Source organism: Streptomyces sp. NPDC052064 (assembly GCF_055585925.1).
The window spans coordinates 576,073-595,157 of sequence record NZ_JBVJJE010000004.1 but is presented as its reverse complement, the minus strand read 5'-3'; the positions used below and the strand labels follow the sequence as shown (position 1 = coordinate 595,157).

General features: G+C 71.9%; 15 protein-coding genes. 5 read left to right on the top strand and 10 right to left on the bottom strand.

The window, feature by feature from the left end:
* Positions 1-82: 82 nt before the first annotated feature.
* The 4 genes from ACZ6TU_RS13860 to ACZ6TU_RS13845 are packed head-to-tail and all read right to left on the bottom strand — an operon-like array spanning position 83 to position 5,743.
* Entirely contained in the window at positions 83-1,243 is a 1,161-nt protein-coding gene (locus ACZ6TU_RS13860; protein ID WP_469548289.1) for an acyl-CoA dehydrogenase family protein, read from the bottom strand.
* A gap of 5 nt (positions 1,244-1,248) precedes the next feature.
* Complete coding sequence (locus ACZ6TU_RS13855; protein WP_467668172.1) at positions 1,249-2,199, bottom strand: hydroxymethylglutaryl-CoA lyase; 951 nt, start codon at positions 2,197-2,199, stop codon at positions 1,249-1,251.
* A complete protein-coding gene (locus tag ACZ6TU_RS13850; protein ID WP_467668174.1) occupies positions 2,196-4,112 on the bottom strand; it encodes an acetyl/propionyl/methylcrotonyl-CoA carboxylase subunit alpha in 1,917 nt (638 codons plus the stop codon). The genes ACZ6TU_RS13855 and ACZ6TU_RS13850 overlap by 4 nt, the downstream gene beginning before the upstream one ends.
* 14 nt (positions 4,113-4,126) lie before the next feature.
* Positions 4,127-5,743 carry a carboxyl transferase domain-containing protein gene (locus tag ACZ6TU_RS13845; RefSeq protein ID WP_469548287.1) on the bottom strand — a complete coding sequence of 539 codons (1,617 nt, stop codon included), beginning with the start codon at positions 5,741-5,743 and terminating at the stop codon, positions 4,127-4,129.
* An 86-nt stretch (positions 5,744-5,829) separates the two neighbouring features.
* Here ACZ6TU_RS13845 and ACZ6TU_RS13840 point away from each other — a divergent pair, with 86 nt between their 5' ends.
* Positions 5,830-6,426, top strand: coding sequence for an SACE_7040 family transcriptional regulator (locus ACZ6TU_RS13840; protein WP_020273324.1), 597 nt, complete (start codon positions 5,830-5,832; stop codon positions 6,424-6,426).
* A 188-nt stretch (positions 6,427-6,614) separates the two neighbouring features.
* Here the strand turns inward: ACZ6TU_RS13840 and ACZ6TU_RS13835 are convergent, their stop codons facing one another.
* Positions 6,615-7,640 carry an esterase-like activity of phytase family protein gene (locus tag ACZ6TU_RS13835; RefSeq protein ID WP_469548285.1) on the bottom strand — a complete coding sequence of 342 codons (1,026 nt, stop codon included), beginning with the start codon at positions 7,638-7,640 and terminating at the stop codon, positions 6,615-6,617.
* 53 nt (positions 7,641-7,693) lie between these two features.
* Complete coding sequence (locus tag ACZ6TU_RS13830) at positions 7,694-8,545, bottom strand: serine hydrolase (protein WP_467668179.1); 852 nt, start codon at positions 8,543-8,545, stop codon at positions 7,694-7,696.
* Between the two features lie 144 nt (positions 8,546-8,689).
* Here ACZ6TU_RS13830 and ACZ6TU_RS13825 point away from each other — a divergent pair, with 144 nt between their 5' ends.
* Both ACZ6TU_RS13825 and ACZ6TU_RS13820 read left to right on the top strand, forming a co-directional pair.
* The gene (locus tag ACZ6TU_RS13825) at positions 8,690-10,780 is read left to right on the top strand and encodes a mannosyltransferase YkcB-related protein (RefSeq protein WP_469548282.1); all 2,091 of its coding nucleotides are present in this window, start codon (positions 8,690-8,692) and stop codon (positions 10,778-10,780) included.
* Between the two features lie 265 nt (positions 10,781-11,045).
* A complete protein-coding gene (locus ACZ6TU_RS13820; protein WP_469548280.1) occupies positions 11,046-11,672 on the top strand; it encodes a hypothetical protein in 627 nt (208 codons plus the stop codon).
* A gap of 29 nt (positions 11,673-11,701) precedes the next feature.
* Here ACZ6TU_RS13820 and ACZ6TU_RS13815 read toward each other — a convergent pair whose 3' ends face one another.
* On the bottom strand, positions 11,702-13,387 hold the full coding sequence (locus ACZ6TU_RS13815) for a thiamine pyrophosphate-binding protein (RefSeq protein ID WP_467668184.1): 1,686 nt from the start codon (positions 13,385-13,387) through the stop codon (positions 11,702-11,704).
* Positions 13,384-14,367 (bottom strand): agmatinase, encoded by a 984-nt coding sequence (speB, locus tag ACZ6TU_RS13810; RefSeq protein WP_020273332.1) that lies wholly within the window; start codon positions 14,365-14,367, stop codon positions 13,384-13,386. The genes ACZ6TU_RS13815 and speB overlap by 4 nt, the downstream gene beginning before the upstream one ends.
* Positions 14,368-14,498: 131 nt before the next feature.
* Between speB and ACZ6TU_RS13805 the strand changes: the two genes are divergently transcribed.
* Positions 14,499-16,109 carry a PucR family transcriptional regulator gene (locus ACZ6TU_RS13805; RefSeq protein ID WP_469548277.1) on the top strand — a complete coding sequence of 537 codons (1,611 nt, stop codon included), beginning with the start codon at positions 14,499-14,501 and terminating at the stop codon, positions 16,107-16,109.
* Between the two features lie 93 nt (positions 16,110-16,202).
* Positions 16,203-16,991 (top strand): phosphatase, encoded by a 789-nt coding sequence (locus ACZ6TU_RS13800; RefSeq protein ID WP_467668188.1) that lies wholly within the window; start codon positions 16,203-16,205, stop codon positions 16,989-16,991.
* Here ACZ6TU_RS13800 and ACZ6TU_RS13795 read toward each other — a convergent pair.
* Both ACZ6TU_RS13795 and ACZ6TU_RS13790 read right to left on the bottom strand, forming a co-directional pair.
* Entirely contained in the window at positions 16,984-17,865 is an 882-nt protein-coding gene (locus tag ACZ6TU_RS13795) for an acyl-CoA thioesterase (RefSeq protein ID WP_467668189.1), read from the bottom strand. The genes ACZ6TU_RS13800 and ACZ6TU_RS13795 overlap by 8 nt on opposite strands.
* Positions 17,866-17,900: 35 nt before the next feature.
* Positions 17,901-19,058: an acyl-CoA dehydrogenase family protein gene (locus ACZ6TU_RS13790; RefSeq protein WP_467668191.1), complete on the bottom strand. Its 1,158-nt coding sequence runs from the start codon at positions 19,056-19,058 to the stop codon at positions 17,901-17,903.
* Positions 19,059-19,085 lie beyond the last annotated feature (27 nt).

The window sequence follows — 19,085 nt, the reverse complement described above, 5'->3', positions numbered from 1 at the left end:
GATATGCCCACGAAGTGGCTTTCCCTTCCCACGGGGGCCGGGGGGCCCACGCCGTGGTCGGCGCCGGCCGCCGCCCCGAAGCTCAGCTCACCAGGCCCAACTCCCGTGCGATCAGCATCCGCTGGACCTCGCTCGTACCCTCGCCGATTTCGAGGATCTTGGAGTCCCGCCACATGCGGGCGACCGGGTACTCGTTCATGAAGCCGTAGCCGCCGTGGATCTGGGTGGCTTCGCGGGCGTTGTCCACGGCGATGGTGGAGGAGTAGAGCTTGGCCAGGGCCGCCTCCTTCTTGAAGGGGGCGCCGGACACCAGGCGGGCTGCCGCGTCGCGCCAGGCGAGGCGGGCCGTGTGGGCCTTCATCTCCATGTCGGCGATCTTGAACTGGATGGCCTGGTTGGCGGCGATCGGCTTGCCGAAGGCGTGGCGTTCCTTGGCGTACTTCACCGACTCGTCCACACAGCCCTGTGCCAGGCCCGTCGCGAGCGCCGCGATGGCGATCCTGCCCTCGTCGAGGATGCGGAGGAACTGGGCGTAGCCGCGGCCCTCCTCGCCCAGCAGGTTCGCTGCCGGGACCCGGACGTCCGAGAAGGACAGTTCGCGGGTGTCCGAGGCGTTCCAGCCGACCTTCGAGTACGGGGCCGCGATCGTGAAGCCCGGCGTGCCGGAGGGGACGATGATCGAGGAGATGAGCGGTTTGCCGTCCGGCGTGCGGCCGGTGACCGCCGTGACCGTCACCAAACCCGTGATGTCCGTCCCCGAGTTGGTGATGAAGCATTTCGTGCCGTTGATCACCCACTCGTTCGTCGACTCGTCCAGGCGGGCCGTCGTACGGGTCGCGCCCGCGTCACTGCCGCCGTCCGGTTCCGTCAGGCCGAACGCGCCCAGGACTTCGCCGGAGCAGAGGCGGGGGAGCCACTCCCGCTTCTGGGCCTCCGTGCCGTAGCGGTGGACCGGCATCGCGCCCAGGGAGACTCCGGCCTCCAGCGTGATGGCCACCGAGGAGTCGACCCTCGCCAGTTCCTCCAGGGCCACGCCCAGGGCCAGGTAGTCGCCGCCCATGCCGCCGTACTCCTCGGGGAACGGCAGCCCGAACAGGCCCATGCGGCCCATCTCCCGGACGATCTCGTACGGGAACTCGTGCCGCTCGTAGAGGTCGCCGATCTTCGGCGCCACGACCTCGTGCGCGAACTCCTCGACGGTGCGGCGGAGTTCCTCCAACTCGGGGGAGAGACGGTAGTCCATGGTGATCACTGCTCCTCGGTGTCCTCGTGGGACAGGGCTCGGACGGTGCGGGACGGGCTGGGTCGGCCCAGGTGGCCGGCCATCCACGCGCTCGTGGCGACGAGGCGGCCGAGGTCGATTCCGGTTTCGATGCCGAGGCCCCGCAGCATCCACACGAGGTCTTCGGTGGCCAGGTTGCCGGTCGCCGACTTCGCGTACGGGCAGCCGCCCAGGCCGCCCGCCGAGGCGTCGACCGTGGTGACGCCTTGCTGGAGGGCCGCGAGCGTGTTGGCGAGGGCCTGGCCGTACGTGTCGTGGAAGTGGACGCCGAGGACGGCCGGGGGGACACCGGCTTCGCCTAGCGACCGCAGCAGGGAGACGACATGGCCCGGTGTCGCCACGCCGATGGTGTCGCCCAGGCTCAGCTCGTCGCAGCCCATGTCCAGGAGGGACCTGCAGACCCGGACCACCTGGGGGACCGGGACCTCGCCCTCCCAGGGGTCGCCGAAGCACATGGAGAGGTAGCCGCGGACGTGGACGTCCTCGGCCTTCGCCCGGCTCACCACCGGCTCGAACATCGCCAGCGCCTCGTCCACCGTGCGGTTGAGGTTGGCCTTGGCGAAGGACTCCGTGGCGCTGGCGAAGACCGCCACCCGCCGGGCGCCCAGGGCCAGGGCGCGGTCCAGGCCGCGTTCGTTCGGGACCAGCACCGGCAGTGCCACCGGGAGGTCGCCGACCAGGGGGTACAGCTGTTCCGCGTCCGCCAGTTGGGGGACCCACTTGGGGTGGACGAAGCTCGTCGCCTCGATCGTCGTCAGGCCCGCCTCGGCCAAGCGGCGGACGAACTCCGCCTTGACCTCGGTCGGGACGGTCGCCCGTTCGTTCTGGAGACCGTCGCGCGCGCCCACCTCATGGATGCGGACGCGGGTGGGGAGGTCCGCCGCCGGGACCACCATCGGGAGACCGTCGACTGTCATTCCTCCGCCTCCTCGTGGGGTGCGATGACCGCCAGCACCTGGTCCATGGCGACCGTCGAGCCCGGGGTCACGTCCAGTTCGGTGACCTTGCCGGCGTGCGGGGCGGAGATGACGTGCTCCATCTTCATCGCCTCCACCACCAGCAGGCTCTGGCCCGCGGTCACCTCGTCGCCGACGGCGACCTTCACCACCGTCACCGTGCCCGGCATGGGCGCGGTCAGCGAGTCGGCGCCCGCGTGGGCCGCGCGGCTCAGGGAGGCGGCCACCGGGTCGTGGTCGCGTACGTGCCAGGCGTCGCCGTCGCGGCCGAGCCAGTCGGCGGCGCGGTGGAAGGTGTGGCGGACGCCGTCCAGCGTCACCGAGACCCGGTCGCCCGTGACCGTGCCGGTGCCGCGCGGGGTGTACTCCAGTGCGTCCTGGACCCTGAGGTGGAAGGCGGGCGGCTTCCGACCCCCGCCGAGTCGCCAGCCGCTGGGGACCGAGAAGGGGTCCGTCCAGCCGCCGGGCTCGGGCGTCAGCGCGTCCAGACGCACGGCCGCGGCCGCCTCGTACACCTCCTCCGGTACCTCCGTCGGGACCAGCCCCTCGACCTCCCGCTCGACCAGGCCGGTGTCCAAGTCGCCGGCGACCACCGCCGGGTGGGCGAGCAGCCGGCGCAGGAAGCCGACGTTGGTCTGCAACCCGAGCGTGACCGTCTCCGCCAGGGCCGAACGGAGCTTGCGCAGGGCGGTCGCGCGGTCGGGGCCGTACGCGATGACCTTCGAGAGCATCGGGTCGTAGAGGCTGCCCACCTCCGTGCCCTCCGTGAGGCCCGAGTCGGTGCGGATGCCGTCGCCCTGCGGTTCACGGAGCCTCAGGACCCTGCCGCCGGAGGGGAGGAAGCCGCGCGCCGGGTCCTCGGCGCAGATACGGGCCTCCACGGCGTGGCCGGTCAGCCGTACGTCCGCCTGTGCGAAGCCGAGAGGCTCGCCGGCAGCCACGCGCAGCTGCCACTCGACCAGGTCCAGGCCCGTGATCAGCTCCGTGACCGGGTGCTCCACCTGGAGGCGGGTGTTCATCTCCATGAAGTAGTACGACGACGGGTCGACGCCGGGGACGATGAACTCCACCGTGCCCGCGCCCCGGTAGCCGCAAGCGCGGGCCGCCTGGACCGCCGCCTCGCCCATCGCGGAGCGCGTCCGTTCGTCGAGGAGCACGCTCGGCGCCTCCTCGATGATCTTCTGGTGGCGGCGCTGGAGGGAGCACTCGCGCTCGCCCAGATGGACGACATGGCCATGGCCGTCGGCCAGGATCTGGATCTCGATGTGGCGGGGGCGGTCGATCCAGCGCTCGACCAGGAGCGTGTCGTCGCCGAAGGAGGCGCGGGCCTCGCGGCGGGCCGCGGCGATCTCCTCCTCCAGCCGGGTCAGGTCCCGCACCAGGCGCATGCCCTTGCCGCCGCCGCCCGCGCTCGGCTTCAGCAGCACGGGCGCGCCAAGCTCGCGGGCCGCGTCGGCCAGTTCGGGGTCGCGTCCGCCGGGGACGACCGGTACCCCGGCCGCGTGCACCGTCTCCTTGGCGCGGATCTTGTCGCCCATGAGGGAGATCGCGTCCGCCGGAGGGCCGATGAAGACCAGGCCGGCCTCGGCACAGGCGCGCGCGAAGGCGGCGTTCTCGGCGAGGAAGCCGTAGCCGGGGTGGACGGCCTGGGCGCCGGTGCGCGCCGCCGCCTCCAGCAGGCGCTCCACCGACAGATAGCTCATCGGCGCCGGGGCGGGTCCGATCCGGACCGCCGTGTCCGCCTCGCGGACGTGCCGGGCGTCGGCGTCCGCGTCGGAGAAGACGGCCACCGAGCGCACGCCCATCGACCGCAGCGTACGGATGACCCGTACGGCGATCTCGCCCCGGTTGGCCACAAGCACTGTCTCGAACATCGTCGTCCGTCCCCTCACATCCGGAAGACGCCGAACTGGGGGTCACCCAGGGGCGCGTTGGCGCACGCGGTCAGGGCCAGGCCCAGGACCTGCCGGGTGTCCAGCGGGTCGATCACACCGTCGTCCCAGAGGCGGGCCGTCGCGTAGTAGGCGTTCCCCTGGCGCTCGTACTGGGCGCGGATCGGGGCCTTGAAGGCATCCTCGTCCTCGGCCGGCCAGGACTCCCCGCGCGCCTCCAGCTGGTCCCGCTTGACGGTCGCGAGGACCGAGGCGGCCTGCTCGCCGCCCATGACGGAGATCTTGGCGTTCGGCCACATCCACAGGAAGCGCGGGGAGTACGCCCTGCCGCACATGGAGTAGTTGCCCGCGCCGTACGAGCCGCCCACCACGACCGTCAGCTTCGGCACGCGCGTGCAGGCGACCGCCGTGACCATCTTGGCGCCGTGCTTGGCGATGCCGCCCGCCTCGTAGTCCCGGCCGACCATGAACCCCGAGATGTTCTGGAGGAACACCAGCGGGATGCCGCGCTGGTCGCACAGCTCGATGAAGTGGGCGCCCTTCTGGGCGGACTCGGAGAACAGGATGCCGTTGTTGGCGACGATGCCCACCGGGTGGCCGTGGATCCGGGCGAAGCCCGTGACCAGGGTCTGGCCGAACTCGGACTTGAACTCGGCGAAGCGGGAGCCGTCGACCACGCGCGCGATGATCTCCCGTACGTCGTACGGGGTGCGGGAGTCGACCGGGACCGTGCCGTAGATGCCGTGCGGGTCGACCTTGGGCTCCGTCGCCTCCACGACCTCCCAGGGGAGCTTCCCGCGCGCGGGGAGGGTGGAGACGATGGTGCGGACGATGCGGAGCGCGTGCGCGTCGTCTTCCGCGAGGTGGTCCGTGACGCCCGAGACGCGGGAGTGGACCTCGCCGCCGCCGAGCTCCTCCGCCGTGACGACCTCGCCGGTGGCCGCCTTCACCAGGGGTGGTCCGCCCAGGAAGATCGTGCCCTGGTTGCGGACGATCACCGCCTCGTCGCTCATCGCGGGGACGTACGCCCCGCCGGCCGTGCAGGAGCCGAGGACGGCGGCGATCTGGGGGATGCCGGCGCCGGACATGCGGGCCTGGTTGTAGAAGATCCGGCCGAAGTGGTCGCGGTCCGGGAAGACCTCGTCCTGCATGGGGAGGAAGGCGCCGCCGGAGTCCACGAGGTAGACGCAGGGGAGGCGGTTGTCGAGGGCGACCTCCTGGGCGCGGAGGTGCTTCTTGACCGTCATCGGGTAGTACGTGCCGCCCTTGACCGTGGCGTCGTTGGCGATGATCACGGTTTCGCGGCCGCTGACCCGGCCGATGCCGGCGATGACGCCGGCGGCCGGGGCTTGGCCCTCGTACAGCCCGTCGGCCGCGAGCGGGGCCAGCTCCAGGAAGGGCGAGCCCGGGTCGAGGAGGGTGTCGACGCGGTCGCGGGGGAGCAGCTTGCCGCGCGCGGTGTGGCGGGCGCGGGACTTCTCGCCGCCGCCCTGGGCGGCCGTGGCCAGCTTGGCGCGCAGCTCCTCCACGAGGGTGTGGTGCGCCTCCTCGTTGGCCCGAAATGCCTCCGACGCGGGGTCTGCCGCGCTCGTGAGCTCCGGTGCCTCGTGCATCCTGCGGCCCCCTCACCTTGTTAATGAGCGTTAACGCATTTCCTTCAGGTTAACGACCGCTAACCTCCCTGTCTAGAATTGATTTCATGGCCACGAGAACCGATGCCCCCACCCGACGCGAGCAGATCCTCAAGGAGGCCGCCCGGCTGTTCGCCGAGCGGGGCTTCCACGGGGTCGGAGTCGACGAGATAGGCGCCGCTGTCGGGATCAGCGGGCCCGGGCTGTACCGGCACTTCGCGGGCAAGGACGCGATGCTCGCGGAGCTGCTGGTGGGGATCAGCGGGCAGTTGCTGACCGGGGCGAAGCGGCGGGTGGCGGAGGCGGACGGGGGTGCGGGGGCGGAGGCGGTCCTCGACTCGCTGATCGAGGGGCATATCGACTTCGCGCTCGACGACCGGCCTCTGATCACCCTGCACGATCGGGAGCTGGACCGCCTCCGGGACAGCGACCGGAAGATGGTGCGGCAGCTTCAGCGGCAGTACGTGGAGCTGTGGGTGGGGGTGGTGCGGGAGGTGTATCCCGGGTTGGGGGAGCCTGCGGCGCGGTCGGCTGTGCATTCGGTGTTCGGGCTGCTGAACTCGACGCCGCATCTGGGGAGGGCCGGGTCCTTGCCCGGGCGGGGGGCTACGGCGGAGTTGCTGCATCGGATGGCCCGGGGGGCGTTCGCGGCGGTGGGGGTTTAGCGGGGGCTCCGCCGCCTGCGCCCCTGGGCGTTTTGCCCCGCCCGGGCCCGTCTGAAGGGGGCGGTCGGGCAAGGGGCTGTGCTTGTCTCCGGGCCCGGGCGGGGGTTGCCCCCAGCCCGGCGGGCTCGGCACGGGCGCGCTCCGGCCCGGGCCCCACAAGGTTCGGGCTCGGGCAGCCGGATGGGGGGCTAGGCGGTTGTTCTCACCCGCAGGGCGTAGAAGCGGGTCGTCTGGGTCTTGTTCTCGTTGTCGTCGCTGGCCAGGAGGACCTTCAGGGTGTTCTTCGTCCGGCCCGTGATCGTCATGGCCTCGATGTTGTCGAGGAGGGGGTTCGGCTGCGGCTGTTTGGCCGTCGCTCCGAGGGAGGGGCAGGTCACGAGGTCGGTGAGGAGGGTCTTTCTGATCAGGCGGGTTTCGGGGTGGCCCGGGAGGGTCTCGATGGCGCTCGTGTCCGTCGCCCCGCGGGGATCGGCCAGGTAGAGGCGGACCGTGTTACCCACGCCGGAGGTGAACCCGCGTTCCAGGACCAGGAGGCGGCCGTCGGGGGTCGCCTGGACCTCGGGGACGCCCAGGCCGGCATCCGTGCGGTAGGCGTACTGGGCGCCGAGGGCGAAGTGGCCGTGCGGCGTCCTGCGCCAGGTCTGGAAGCGGACGATCGTCGAGTCGTCGCCGGAGAGCGCGTACTCCATCGAGGCCAGCAAGGTGCGGCCGCCGGGCAGCAGGGTCAGGCCCTCGAAGGTGCCGTTGGGCCGGGCGCGGCCCGCGGGGCTCACGCGCAGGTCGTCCGGGACCGGGAGGCGGTCGAGGATCTCGCCGGTGCGGGAGTAGCGGCGTACGGACGGCTCGGTCTCGGAGGTGATCAGGCGGGTGCCGTCGCCGTCGACGACCAGGCCCTCGGCGTCGAGCGCGGCCCCGTTCTCGTCGGTGAGCGGGACCACGGACCGGGGCTTCAGCGTCCTCGCGTCCAGGCGGAAGAGGGACGAGCGGTCGGAGAGGGCGGCCAGGGAGCCGTCACCGTCCACGGCCAGCGCGGAGAAGTTGCCGACGTGGGTGTCCTCGTACGTCGTCTTGTCGAGCGCGTCGGAGAAGCCGTCGATGGAGACGGCCGGCGAGCAGGCGTGCCGTGTGTGCGCCTGGGCGGGGCCGACGGCGGTCAGGCACGTGGCCGCCGCCAGGCCCGCGGTGAGCAGGGCGAGGTGGGTTCTCAGGGGCATGGGCGTCACCGTAGGGCGGGTCGGTGACGCAGGGTAGGACGCGTGGTGAAAGGTCAGCTCGCGGCCAGGTCCTTGTGGATGACCTTGGCCACGGCCTGGATGGTCGCGATGCCGTAGTTCATGGTGCTGTTGCCGTGGGTGAGCACGGTGATCATGTAGTCGTGGCCGCCGCCCTTGAACGCGCCGACGCTGTGCACCCGCCAGCCGTTCGTGGCGCGCTGCAGCCAGCCGTTCTTCACGGCCACGGTGACGCCGGACGGTACTCCGTACGGCGTGCCCCAGCGCTGGGACGAGACGACCTGGCCCATCAGCTTGAGGATGTAGGCGCGGGAGTTGTCGCTCAGGACCGCGTTCTTGGCGGTCAGGAGCTTCAGCAGCTTCTGCTCGTCGGTGACGGTGATCTGCGTCAGGCCCCAGTAGCCGTTCGCGCCGGGCTTGGTCTGGGTCATGCCGGCGGCGGTGAGGAAGCCCCTGATCTTCGTCATGCCGAGCTGCCTCCACAGGGTGGAGGTCGCGGCGTTGTCCGACTTGGTGATCATGGCCTTGGCGAGGGTGTTCTCGCGGTCGGTGAGATACCGGTTCGTCTTCTTCGCGTCCCACAGCAGCGTGGCGAGGACGGTGACCTTGACGACGCTGGCCGAGTCGTAGGCGGTGCCCGCGCGCAGGGTGCAGGTCGTGTTGGTGCTGCGGTCGTAGAGGCCGACGGCGACGGTCCCCTTGCGGGTGGCGAGCGCGGCGGTGATGTCCTTCTTCAGCTTGGCGGCGAGCCCGGCCTTGGCGGACGTACAGGTCACGGCCGGAGTGGCAGCGGCGGCGGGTGTGGCGGCGGCGACGAGCGGCACGAGCACGCCCGTACCCACGGCCGCCGCCAGCACTCTCGCGCGGCGGGATGTCCCAGAAGTCATGCACCCCATGACTCATCGGGAGGGGGCAAAGGTTGTAGGACTTGGTGAAGGTTTGTGCGAGTCGTTACCGGGCGCTGCGCGGTTCACAGGCGGCGGCCAGCTTCGGCACAGCGGCCACCAACCAGGGCCGCCCACCATGCTGGGGTGACATCTGCCACCGAAACCCAGCCCCGCATCGCAGAGCCCGCCGCGCCCCCGCCCCGGGACACCGCCGCTCCGCGCTGGTCGCTCCCCGTGCTGCTCGCGATCCTCGCCCTGGCGGCGGTGCTCTACTCCTGGAACCTGTCCGGCTCCAGCCTGAACAGCTTCTACAGCGCCGCCGTGCTGAGCGGCACGCAGAGCTGGAAGGCCTGGTTCTTCGGCTCGTTGGACGCCGGGAACTTCCTCACCGTCGACAAGCCGCCGCTCGCGCTGATGGTCATGGGCCTGTCGTGCCGGATCTTCGGCTACGGCACCTGGCAGATGATGGCACCGATGGTCGTGGCCGCGCTCGCCACGATCTGGATCCTGCACGCCTCCGTGCAGCGGGTGTTCGGGCACGCCGCGGCGGCCCTCGCGGCCCTCGTCCTGGCCCTCACCCCGATCACGGTCGCCATCAACCGGGACAACAACCCCGACACGCTGCTGGTGTTCCTGATGGTGTCCGGCGCGGCGCTCGCCCTGCGCGTCGTGCGCAACGGGCGGCTGCTGCCGCTGCTCGGCTCGGCGGCCTGCTTCGGGCTCGCCTTCAACACCAAGATGCTCCAGGGGTACATCGCGCTGCCCGCCGTCTTCGCCGTGTACGTGTACGCGTCCCGGCTCGGTTGGCGCAAGAAGATCGTGAACCTGACCCTGGCCGCTGTGGCACTGGCCGTCTCCAGCTTCTGGTGGGCCGCGGCCGTGTCGCTGGTCCCGGCCTCCGAGCGGCCGTACATCGGCGGTTCCACGGACGGCACCGCCTGGAACCTGATCACGGGCTACAACGGCCTCGGCCGGATCCTCGGCGGCGAGGGCAACGGCGGTGGCGGTGGCGGGGGTGGCGGCGGCTTCTCCGGCACCGCCGGTCTCGGCCGGATGTTCAACGACATCCTCGGCGGCCAGATCTCCTGGCTGATCCCCTTCGCGGGCATCGCGCTCGTCGGTGGACTCGTCCTGTGCGGGCGCGCTCCGCGTACGGACCTCACGCGGGCCGCGCTCGTGCTGTGGGGCGGCTGGACCGTCCTGCACTACCTGACGTTCGCCCTGGCCGAGGGCACGATGCACCCGTACTACACGACCGCGCTCGCCCCGGGCGTCGCGGCGCTGTGCGGAGGCGGCGGTGTGCTGTTGCTGCGGGCCTTCCGTACGGACCGGCGGTGGGTGTGGGTGCTGCCGCTCGGGCTGGGTGTCACGGCTGCCTGGGCGGCGGTGCTGCTGCGGCGGGCCTCCGGCTGGAACACCTGGCTGTGGCCTTCGATCCTGGTCGTCATGGCCCTCGCTCTCGTGGGTCTGTTCGTCTTCCGCTCCGGCGTCTCGGGGCTCCGGCTGCGGCTGCTGGCCGTGTCCGTGGCCGCGGCCGTGGTCGCGGCGGTGGCGGGACCGGCCGCGTACGCCTGGTCGGTGCCGACCGGGTCGGGCGGCGGCATGGGCGGTACGAACCCGACGGCGGGGCCGTCGACGGGCAGCGGCTTCGGCGGGCCCGGGGGCGGCGGCGCCGGTGGCCGGGGCTTCCCGGGTGGCGGCTCGGGCGGGCCCGGCGGTGGGGGGATGCCGGGCGGAGGGGCCATGCCGGGTGGTGCTCAGCAGGGCGGTGGGGCCCCGGGTGGTAACGCCCAGGCGGGCGGCTTCCCGGAGGGTGAGGCGCCCGCCGGTGGCCGGCCCGGCGGCATGGGCGGAGGCGCGAGCAGCGAGCTGGTCTCGTACCTGAAGAAGCACCAGGACGGCGCCAAGTGGCTGCTGGCCGTGTCCAGTTCGCAGAGTGCCGCCCAGCTCATCGTGAGCAGCGGGGAGCCCGTCATCTCCATGTGGGGCTGGTCCGGCAGCGACAAGGCGATGACGCTCGCCAAGCTCAAGGAGCTGGTGAAGAAGGGCGAACTGCACTACGTCCAGCTCGGCGGCGGCATGGGCGGCGGCCCCGGTGGTGACTCCTCCCTCAACTCCGAGGTCACCGCGTGGGTGCAGAAGCACGGCACGGCCGTGAAGGACTCCAACTCCAACTCCTCGTCGCAGTCGAGTCAGTCGACGATCTACCGTCTCGACCCGTCCGACGTCAGCTGATCCGGTGACACCGGCGAACGGCCCCCGACCTCATCGGTCAGGGGCCGTTCCCCGTCCCCACCGTTCCACTGACCCCTGCGGAAACTCTTGACGCCGTCTTTCCCACCGGGATACTTGCGGTCGACAGCGCGCCAACTGCCGCGTCAGTGAAGAGATTTCATCGCATCCGATCTGATGTCGACAGTGGTTCCGTGTGTCCGAGATCCCGAACGTCGTACGAAGTTTCGCAAGCTTTCGACGGCCACCCCCCACAGGAGGATCCGCAATGAGCCGACGCAAGGCGTCCCGCAAGGCACTCATAGCCGCCCTGACGGCCGCACTACTGGCCGGCCCGGCCGTCGCCCAGGCCGCCACCCCCCAGGCCATCCCCCAGGCCGCATCCGCCCCGGCCCGCGAACGCGCCGCCGCGGCCACCATCACCTGGTCCCTCGTGCGGGCGAGCAACCCCACCGAGGACCAGCGCACCGCCTACGACGCCATCACCCGGGCCATGAACGCGGCGGTGGCCCGCTACAACAACCTCAGTGACCTGGGCAAGACCATCACCGTCCGCTACGAGCCGGGCGTCCCCACCGCCGACGGCAACATCAACGGGACCATCCGCTTCGGCAGCAACCGCAGCTACATGACCGAGCGGACGGCCCTGCACGAGATCGCCCACACCATCGGCGTGGGCACCAGCTCGGGCTGGTCCCGCCTCGGCGGCAGCGGCACCTGGACCGGCGGACAGGCGACCGCGCTGGTCAAGCAGTACGACGGCTCCGGCGCGAAGATCTCCACCGGCGGCGGCCACTTCTGGCCCTACGGCCTGAACTTCGACAACGAGTGGTCGAACACGGCCGCCGACCGCCACGTCCACATCGTCGCCGCGATGGTGCGCGACGGTCTGTAGGGGACCTGACCTCATAAGGCGGCCGGCGCTCAGTCCAGGTGCGTCGGCGCGAACATCCGCAGTACGGCAGGGAGAAGGACCACCGAGGGCCCCGGCGACGCGAGTTGCTTCGCGAGGTCCTGCTCCAGGTTCTCCGGGGTCGTACGGACCCCGGGGACGCCGAAGGACTCCGCCAGCGCCACGTAGTCCGGCCGGGTCAGTTCCGTCGCGGTCGCCTCGCCGAACGCGTCGGTCATGTACTCGCGCAGGATGCCGTAGCCGCCGTCGTCGACGATCAGCCAGGTGACGTTCAGTCCGTACTGGCGGGCCGTCGCCAGCTCGGCGATCGAGTACAGGGCGCCGCCGTCGCCGGAGACGGCGAGGACCGGCCGGGTCGGGTCGGCCACCGCCGCGCCGAGTGCCGCCGGGAAGGCGTAGCCGAGGCCGCCCGCGCCTTGGGCGGAGTGCATGTGGTTGGGGCCCTTGGCGTCGAAGGCCGACCAGGCCCAGTAGGCCAGGATGGTCATGTCCCAGAAGGACGGGGAGTCGGCGGGGAGCGCCTTCCGCACCGACGCCAGCACCTGCTGCTCCAGGGTGAGTTCCTGGGCGGCGATCCGTTCGGCGACCTTCGCGAGCAGTGCGCGGACGCGCCCCGGCGCCGTCGGGTCCTCCCGCTCGGAGACCGTCTCCAGCAGCGCCTGCAACGCGAGGCGGGCGTCCGCGTGGATGCCCAGGGCCGGGTGGTTGGACTCCAGCTTGCCGAGGTCGGCCTCGATCTGGATGACCCGGCCGCGCGGCTTGAACGTGTGGTAGTTGGAGGAGAGTTCGCCGAGTCCGGAGCCGACGACGAGGAGTACGTCCGCGCCCTCCAGGAAGTCCGTGGTGTGGCGGTCCTCGATCCAGGACTGGAGCGACAGCGGGTGCGTCCAGGGGAAGGCGCCCTTGCCGCCGGGCGTCGTGACGACCGGCGCCTGCAGCGTCTCGGCCAGCCGGCGCAGCTTCTTCGACGCGTCCGCGCGGACCACTCCGCCGCCCGCGATGATCGCCGGACGGGCCGCCTTCGACAGCAGGTCGGCGGCCACCGCCGTCAGTTCGGGGCGCGGCGGCAGCTCCTCGGGGAAGGCGTCGCCGCCGGTCACCACCGGGAGCGCCGTCCGCGCGAGCAGCACGTCCTGCGGGATCTCCACCCACACCGGCCCGTGCGGGGCGCTCAGCGCCGACGTCCAGGCCGCCTCGATGGCGGACGGGATCTGTGACTGGGTACGGACGGTGTGGACCGACTTCACCACGCCCCGGAACGAGGCCGCCTGGTCGGGCAGTTCGTGCAGATAGCCGTGGCGGCCGCCGCCGAGCCCCGCCGTCGGGATCTGGCTGCTGATCGCCAGGACGGGGGCGCTGGCCGCGGCCGCCTCCTGGAGCGCCGCCAGCGAGGTCAGCGCTCCCGGCCCCGTCGACAGCAGCAGCGGCGCCGCCTCACCCGTGATCCGGCCGTACGCGTCCGCCGCGAACCCGGCGTTGTTCTCCACCCGCAGGCCGACATACCTGAGGTCCGAGCGGCGAAGCGCGTCGAACATGCCGAGGGCGTGCTGGCCGGGCAGGCCGAAGACGGTCGTGGCGCCCAGCCCGGCCAGCGTCTCCACGACCAGGTCTCCGCCGGTGCGGCCGGGAGGAGGGCTCAGGGCTGCCTCCGTCTGGGCGGGCGTCGGGCGGAGCACCAGGTCGTGGTCGTGAGTCACTGCGCTTCCGAGTCCTTCCGGGCCGCGGCGATCTGGCGCGACATGATCGTGGTCAGTTCGTACGCCGTGTGGGACGCGGCCACCGACGTGATCTCCGCGTGATCGTACGCGGGGGCCACCTCGACGACGTCCGCGGAGACCAGGTTGCAGGACGCCAGCCCCCGCAGGATCTCCAGCAGCTCGCGCGAGGTCATGCCGCCGGCCTCGGGCGTGCCGGTCCCGGGCGCGTGGGCCGGGTCGAGGCAGTCGATGTCGATGGAGATGTACAGCGGCCGGTCGCCGATGCGCTGGCGCAGCTGGTCGGCGACCTCGTCGGCACCGCGCCGGTAGACGTCCGCCGAGGTGACGATGCCGAAGCCCATCTTCTCGTCGTCGGTCAGGTCCTGCTTGCCGTAGAGAGGGCCGCGCGTGCCCACGTGGGACAGGGCGGAGGTGTCGAGGATGCCCTCCTCGACCGCGCGGCGGAACGGGGTTCCGTGCGTGTACTCGGCGCCGAAGTACGTGTCCCAGGTGTCGAGGTGGGCGTCGAAGTGCAGCAGGGCCACCGGGCCGTGCTTCTTCGCCACCGAGCGCAGCAGGGGCAGGGCGATGGTGTGGTCGCCCCCGAGGGTCATCAGGCGGGCGCCCGTCCCCAGCAGGTCGTCCGCGGCGGCCTCGACGGTCTCGACGGCCTCGTTGATGTTGAACGGGTTCACGGCGATGTCGCCGCCGTCCGCGACCTGGGCCAGCGCGAAGGGCGAGGCGTCCTGCGCCGGGTTGTACGGGCGCAGCAGCCGGGACGCCTCACGGATCGCGTTGCCGCCGAAGCGGGCGCCCGGCCGGTACGAGACACCCGAGTCGAACGGCACGCCCACCACGGCGACATCGGCCCGTCCGCCGACCTCGTCCAGCCGGGGCAGCCGGGCGAAGGTCGCGGGACCGGCGTACCGCGGGACGCGGGACGAGTCGACGGGCCCGCGGGGAGTCTCGTTGCTGCTCATGAGGAAGTGCCTTCTCTCCTGCGCTTCATCGCGTATGTACGTTGACGAGGACTGACCCTAGGTGGCCGGAAAGCGGCTGCGAAGTGTACGTTTCATCCATTCGAACGGTACTGGCTGGAGGGAACGTACACATGCCGGATACGGTTCCCCCTACGCCCCCCGTTCCTCTCTCCGCTCTCCTGACCCGCGAGGACCTGGCCCTGCGGCGGATCGCCGGTCCGGACGACCCCGGCACCGCCGTCCACTGGGTCCACACCTCGGAGATGGCGGACCCGTATCCGTATCTGCTGGGTGGGGAACTACTGCTCACGGCGGGTGTGCACATCCCCGAGGCGGCGGGATCAGGCACGTACTTCGACGATTACGTGGCCCGGATCGTGGCGGCGGGCGGCGCGGCTCTCGGCTTCGGAGTGGCGCCGGTGCACGACACGGTGCCGAGGGCGCTGGTCGCGGCGTGCGAGAGGCACGGCCTGCCGCTGCTGGAGGTGCCGCCGCAGACCACCTTCTCGGGAGTGGCCCGCGCGGTCTGGCAGCTGATGGCCCAGGCCCGCCTGACCGAACTCCGCCGCGTCACCGAGGCCCAGCAGAGCCTCGCCTCGGCCGCCTCCCGCCCCGACCCGGTCCCGTCGATCCTCCGGCAACTCGCCCAGCGCCTGGGCGGGTGGGCCGTGCTGTACGGGCCGGAGGGGGCGGAGATCGCGGGGGCGGGCCGGAAGCCCGGGGAGGAGGTGGGCTCGGCGCTGGCGCGGCTGGCGGAGGTCGTACGGCCGGACCGTCCGGCGCCTCCGGCAGGTGCGGCATCACAGACCGGCTCCGCATCGGGCGCGCACTCGGCCGAGCCCGCGGCGGCACGCTCCCGCTCGGCCCACCGGCCCGGCCCGGCCTCGCCTGCCGGCCCTCAGCCACCCACCGATCCCAGCCGCCCCGCACCCACCTCGGCCACCGACACCACCGCCGGTCTCCACCTCGCCGCCTACGCCCTCGGTGCCGGGCGCGGCTTCGTGCTCGGGGTGGCCGCCCCGGGGCGCGCGCCGGGGGACCACACCATCGTGTCCGTCGCCGCCGTGCTGCTGTCCCTCCTCACCGGGGAGCAGCAGAGCGGTACGGGTGCCGCCCGCTCCTCGGCGCTGGTGCGGCTGCTGCTGGGGGCCGCGCCCGAGGGCGTCGCTCCGTTGCTCGGCGGCGAGGGGCGGTGGGTCGTCGTGCACGCCCGTCCTGACGGGGAGGGCGTACCCGACGCCGTCGGGGCCGCCGCGCTCGGTGCCGCGCTCGGGTCCGCCCTGGTCGACCCGGCGGGCGACGTCGTACGGGTCCTGGTCCCGGCCGACCGGGCACCGGACCCGCTGCCCGGCTGGACCCTGGGCGTCAGCGCCGCCGTCGCCCCGGAGGACTGGCCCGCCGCCGACACCCAGGCGGCCCGCGCCCTGGCCCGGGCCCGCGCCACCCGCGTCCCGCTGCTCCGGCACGCCCCGCGCCCCGCCCTCGCCGACCTGGTCCCGCCCGGCGAGGCGGCGGCCCACGCCCGCACCCTGCTCGCGCCCGTCACGGCCCATCCCGCGCTCCCCGAGACCCTGCGCACCTGGCTGTCCCTGCACGGCAGCTGGGACCGCACGGCCGTCGCCCTGGCCGTGCACCGCAACACCGTGCGGCAGCGCATCGCCCGGTGCGCGACCCTGCTGGAGGCGGACCTGGACGACCCGGACGTACGCATGGAACTCTGGTTCGCGCTGCGGCACATCTGAGTACATGACCGGGGTCTCGCTGAGTACGTGACGCACGTCCCAGCGTTCGATACCCCAGGGCCGCCCACGGACGGCTGCCTCACAATGGGAGCCATGCCGATACCCGGGACACCCAGCCGCGCCGAACTCGTCGACCACCTCGTCAGGACGCGCATCGCGGGCGACGTCGCCACCCCCCGCGAGAACAACCTCTCCCACTACCGCAAGCTGGCGAACGCCGACCGCCACTACTGGCTCGGCCTGGAACTCGGCGACCGCTGGAGCGACGAGCAGGACGTCCTCGCGGTAATGGCGGAACGGGTCGGCGTGAACGACGATCCCGAGCACCGGTACGGCCAGGACACCATCGACCCGGAGCTGACCGTCGCCGGCCTGGAACGGCTCGCCGGCCGGCTGCGCAAGGCGGCGGACGGGCAGCAGCGGGTCCTGTTCGCCACCGGCCACCCCGGTGGCCTGCTCGACGTGCACCGCGCGACCGCGTCCGCCCTGCGCGCGGCCGGCTGCGAGATCGTCGTCATCCCGGAGGGGCTGACGACGGAGGAGGGCTACGTCATGCAGTTCGCGGACGTGGCGGTGCTGGAGCACGGTGCCACCCTGTGGCACACCCACTCGGGCGAGCCGATGAAGGCCATTCTGACCGCCATGGAGCGCGAAGGCCGCCCGCTGCCCGACCTGGTGGTCGCCGACCACGGCTGGGCGGGCTACGCGGGACAGCACGGCGTGGACTCCGTCGGCTACGCCGACTGCAACGACCCGGCCCTCTTCATCGCCGAGGCCGAGGGCACCGTACAGGTGACGGTGCCCCTCGACGACCACGTGGTCAGCCCCCGCCACTACGACCCGATGACGGCGTACCTGCTGGCGGAGGCGGGCCTCAGCTAGTGCCCGGCTCCCGCGGGACGCGGACCACGCCCTCCTGGATCACCGTGATGGCCAGCCGCCCGTCCTGCGTGTAGATCCGGGCCTGTCCCAGTCCCCGGCCGCCGTACGTGGACGGGGACTCCTGGTCGTAGAGCAGCCACTCGTCGGCGCGGAACGGCCGGTGGAACCACATCGCGTGGTCGAGGGAGGCCCCGACGACGTCCCCGACGGCCCAGCCGCCCCGCCCGTGTGCGAGCAGCACGGAGTCGAGGAGCGTCATGTCGGAGACGTAGGTGGCGAGGACGACGTGCAGCAGCGGGTCGTCGGCCAGCTTGCCGTTGGTCCGGAACCACACCTGGGAGTGCGGCTCGCGCGGTTCGCCGAACTTCCCGTACGGCGGCTCGTCGACGTAGCGCAGATCGACGGCGGCACGCGCCTCAACGAACTTCTCGACCACGACGGGGTCGAGATGCCCGTACCCGCGCAGCCGCTCCTCACCGGTGGGCAGCGTGGCGGGATCGGGCGCGTCCGGCATGCGCTTCTGGTGGTCCAGCCCGTCCTCGTACACCTGGAAGGAAGCCGAGAGGTGGAAGATCGGCTTGCCGTGCTGGACGGCGACCACCCGGCGGGTGGTGAAGGAGCGGCCGTCGCGGATCCGGTCCACGGTGTAGACGATGGGCGCGCCGGGATCGCCGGGGCGCAGGAAGTACGCGTGGAGCGAGTGCGCGGGCCGGTCCTCGGGGACCGTACGCCCGGCGGCGACGAGCGCCTGGGCCGCGACCTGCCCGCCGAAGACCCGCGGGACGACGGCGGACCGGGACCGGCCGCGGAAGATGTCCTCCTCGATCTGCTCCAGGTCGAGCAGATCGAGGAGGTCCTGTAGTGCCTGACTCATGACAACTGTTGTACCGGCCACTGATTGCGGTCGGCTTACAGGCCCATGTCCTTCGCGATGATCGACTTCATGATCTCGCTGGTGCCGCCGTAGATGCGGTTGACACGGTTGTCCGCGTACAGGCGGGCGATCGGGTACTCGTTCATGTAGCCGTAGCCGCCGTGCAGCTGGAGGCAGCGGTCGATGACGCGGTGGGCGACCTCGGTGCAGAACAGCTTCGCGGAGGCGGCCTCGGCGGGCGTGAGCTCACCGGCGTCGAGGGCCTCGGTCGCGCGGTCGGCGACGGCCTCGGCGGCGTCCACCTCGGCCTGGCAGGCGGCCAGCTCGAACTTGGTGTTCTGGAAGTGGGCGACCGGCTTGCCGAAGACCGTGCGCTCCTGCACGTACTGCTTGGCGAACCGCACGGCGGCCTTGGCCTGGGCGTAGGCGCCGAAGGCGATGCCCCAGCGCTCGGAGGCCAGGTTCTGGCCCAGGTAGTAGAAGCCCTTGTTCTCCTCGCCGAGGAGGTCCTCGACGGGCACCTTGACGTCGACGAACGCGAGCTCGGCGGTGTCGGAGGTCTTCAGGCCCAGCTTGTCGAGCTTGCGGCCCACGGAGTAGCCCTCGGACTTGGTGTCCACGGCGAAGAGGGAGATGCCGTGGCGGCGGTCCTCGGCCGTCGGGGCGGCGGTCCGGGCGCAGACGATCACACGGTCGGCGTGCACACCGCCGGTGATGAAGGTCTTGGCGCCGTTGAGGACGTAGTGCGTGCCGTCCTCACTCAGCTTGGCGGTGCTCTTCATGCCCGCGAGGTCGGAACCGGTGCCCGGCTCCGTCATCGCGATGGCCCACATCTCCTCGCCGGTGACGAACTTCGGCAGGTAGCGCTTCTTCTGCTCGTCGGTGGCGAGCATCTTGATGTAGGGCAGGGCGAGCAGCACGTGCACGCCGGAGCCGCCGAACTGAACGCCCGCGCGCGAGGTCTCCTCGTAGAGCACGGCCTCGAACTTGTGGCTGTCCAGGCCCGCGCCGCCGAACTCCTCGGGGACGTTGATCCCGAAGATCCCCAGCTCACCGAGCTTGTAGTAGAAGTCGCGGGGCGCCTGGCCCGCTGCGAACCACTCGTCGTACACCGGTACGACCTCGGCCTCGATGAAGGCGCGCAGGGTCTCCCGGAACGCCTCGTGATCCTCGTTGAACACCGTACGGCGCACGCCGCCACCTCCAGGGACCTCAGCTGT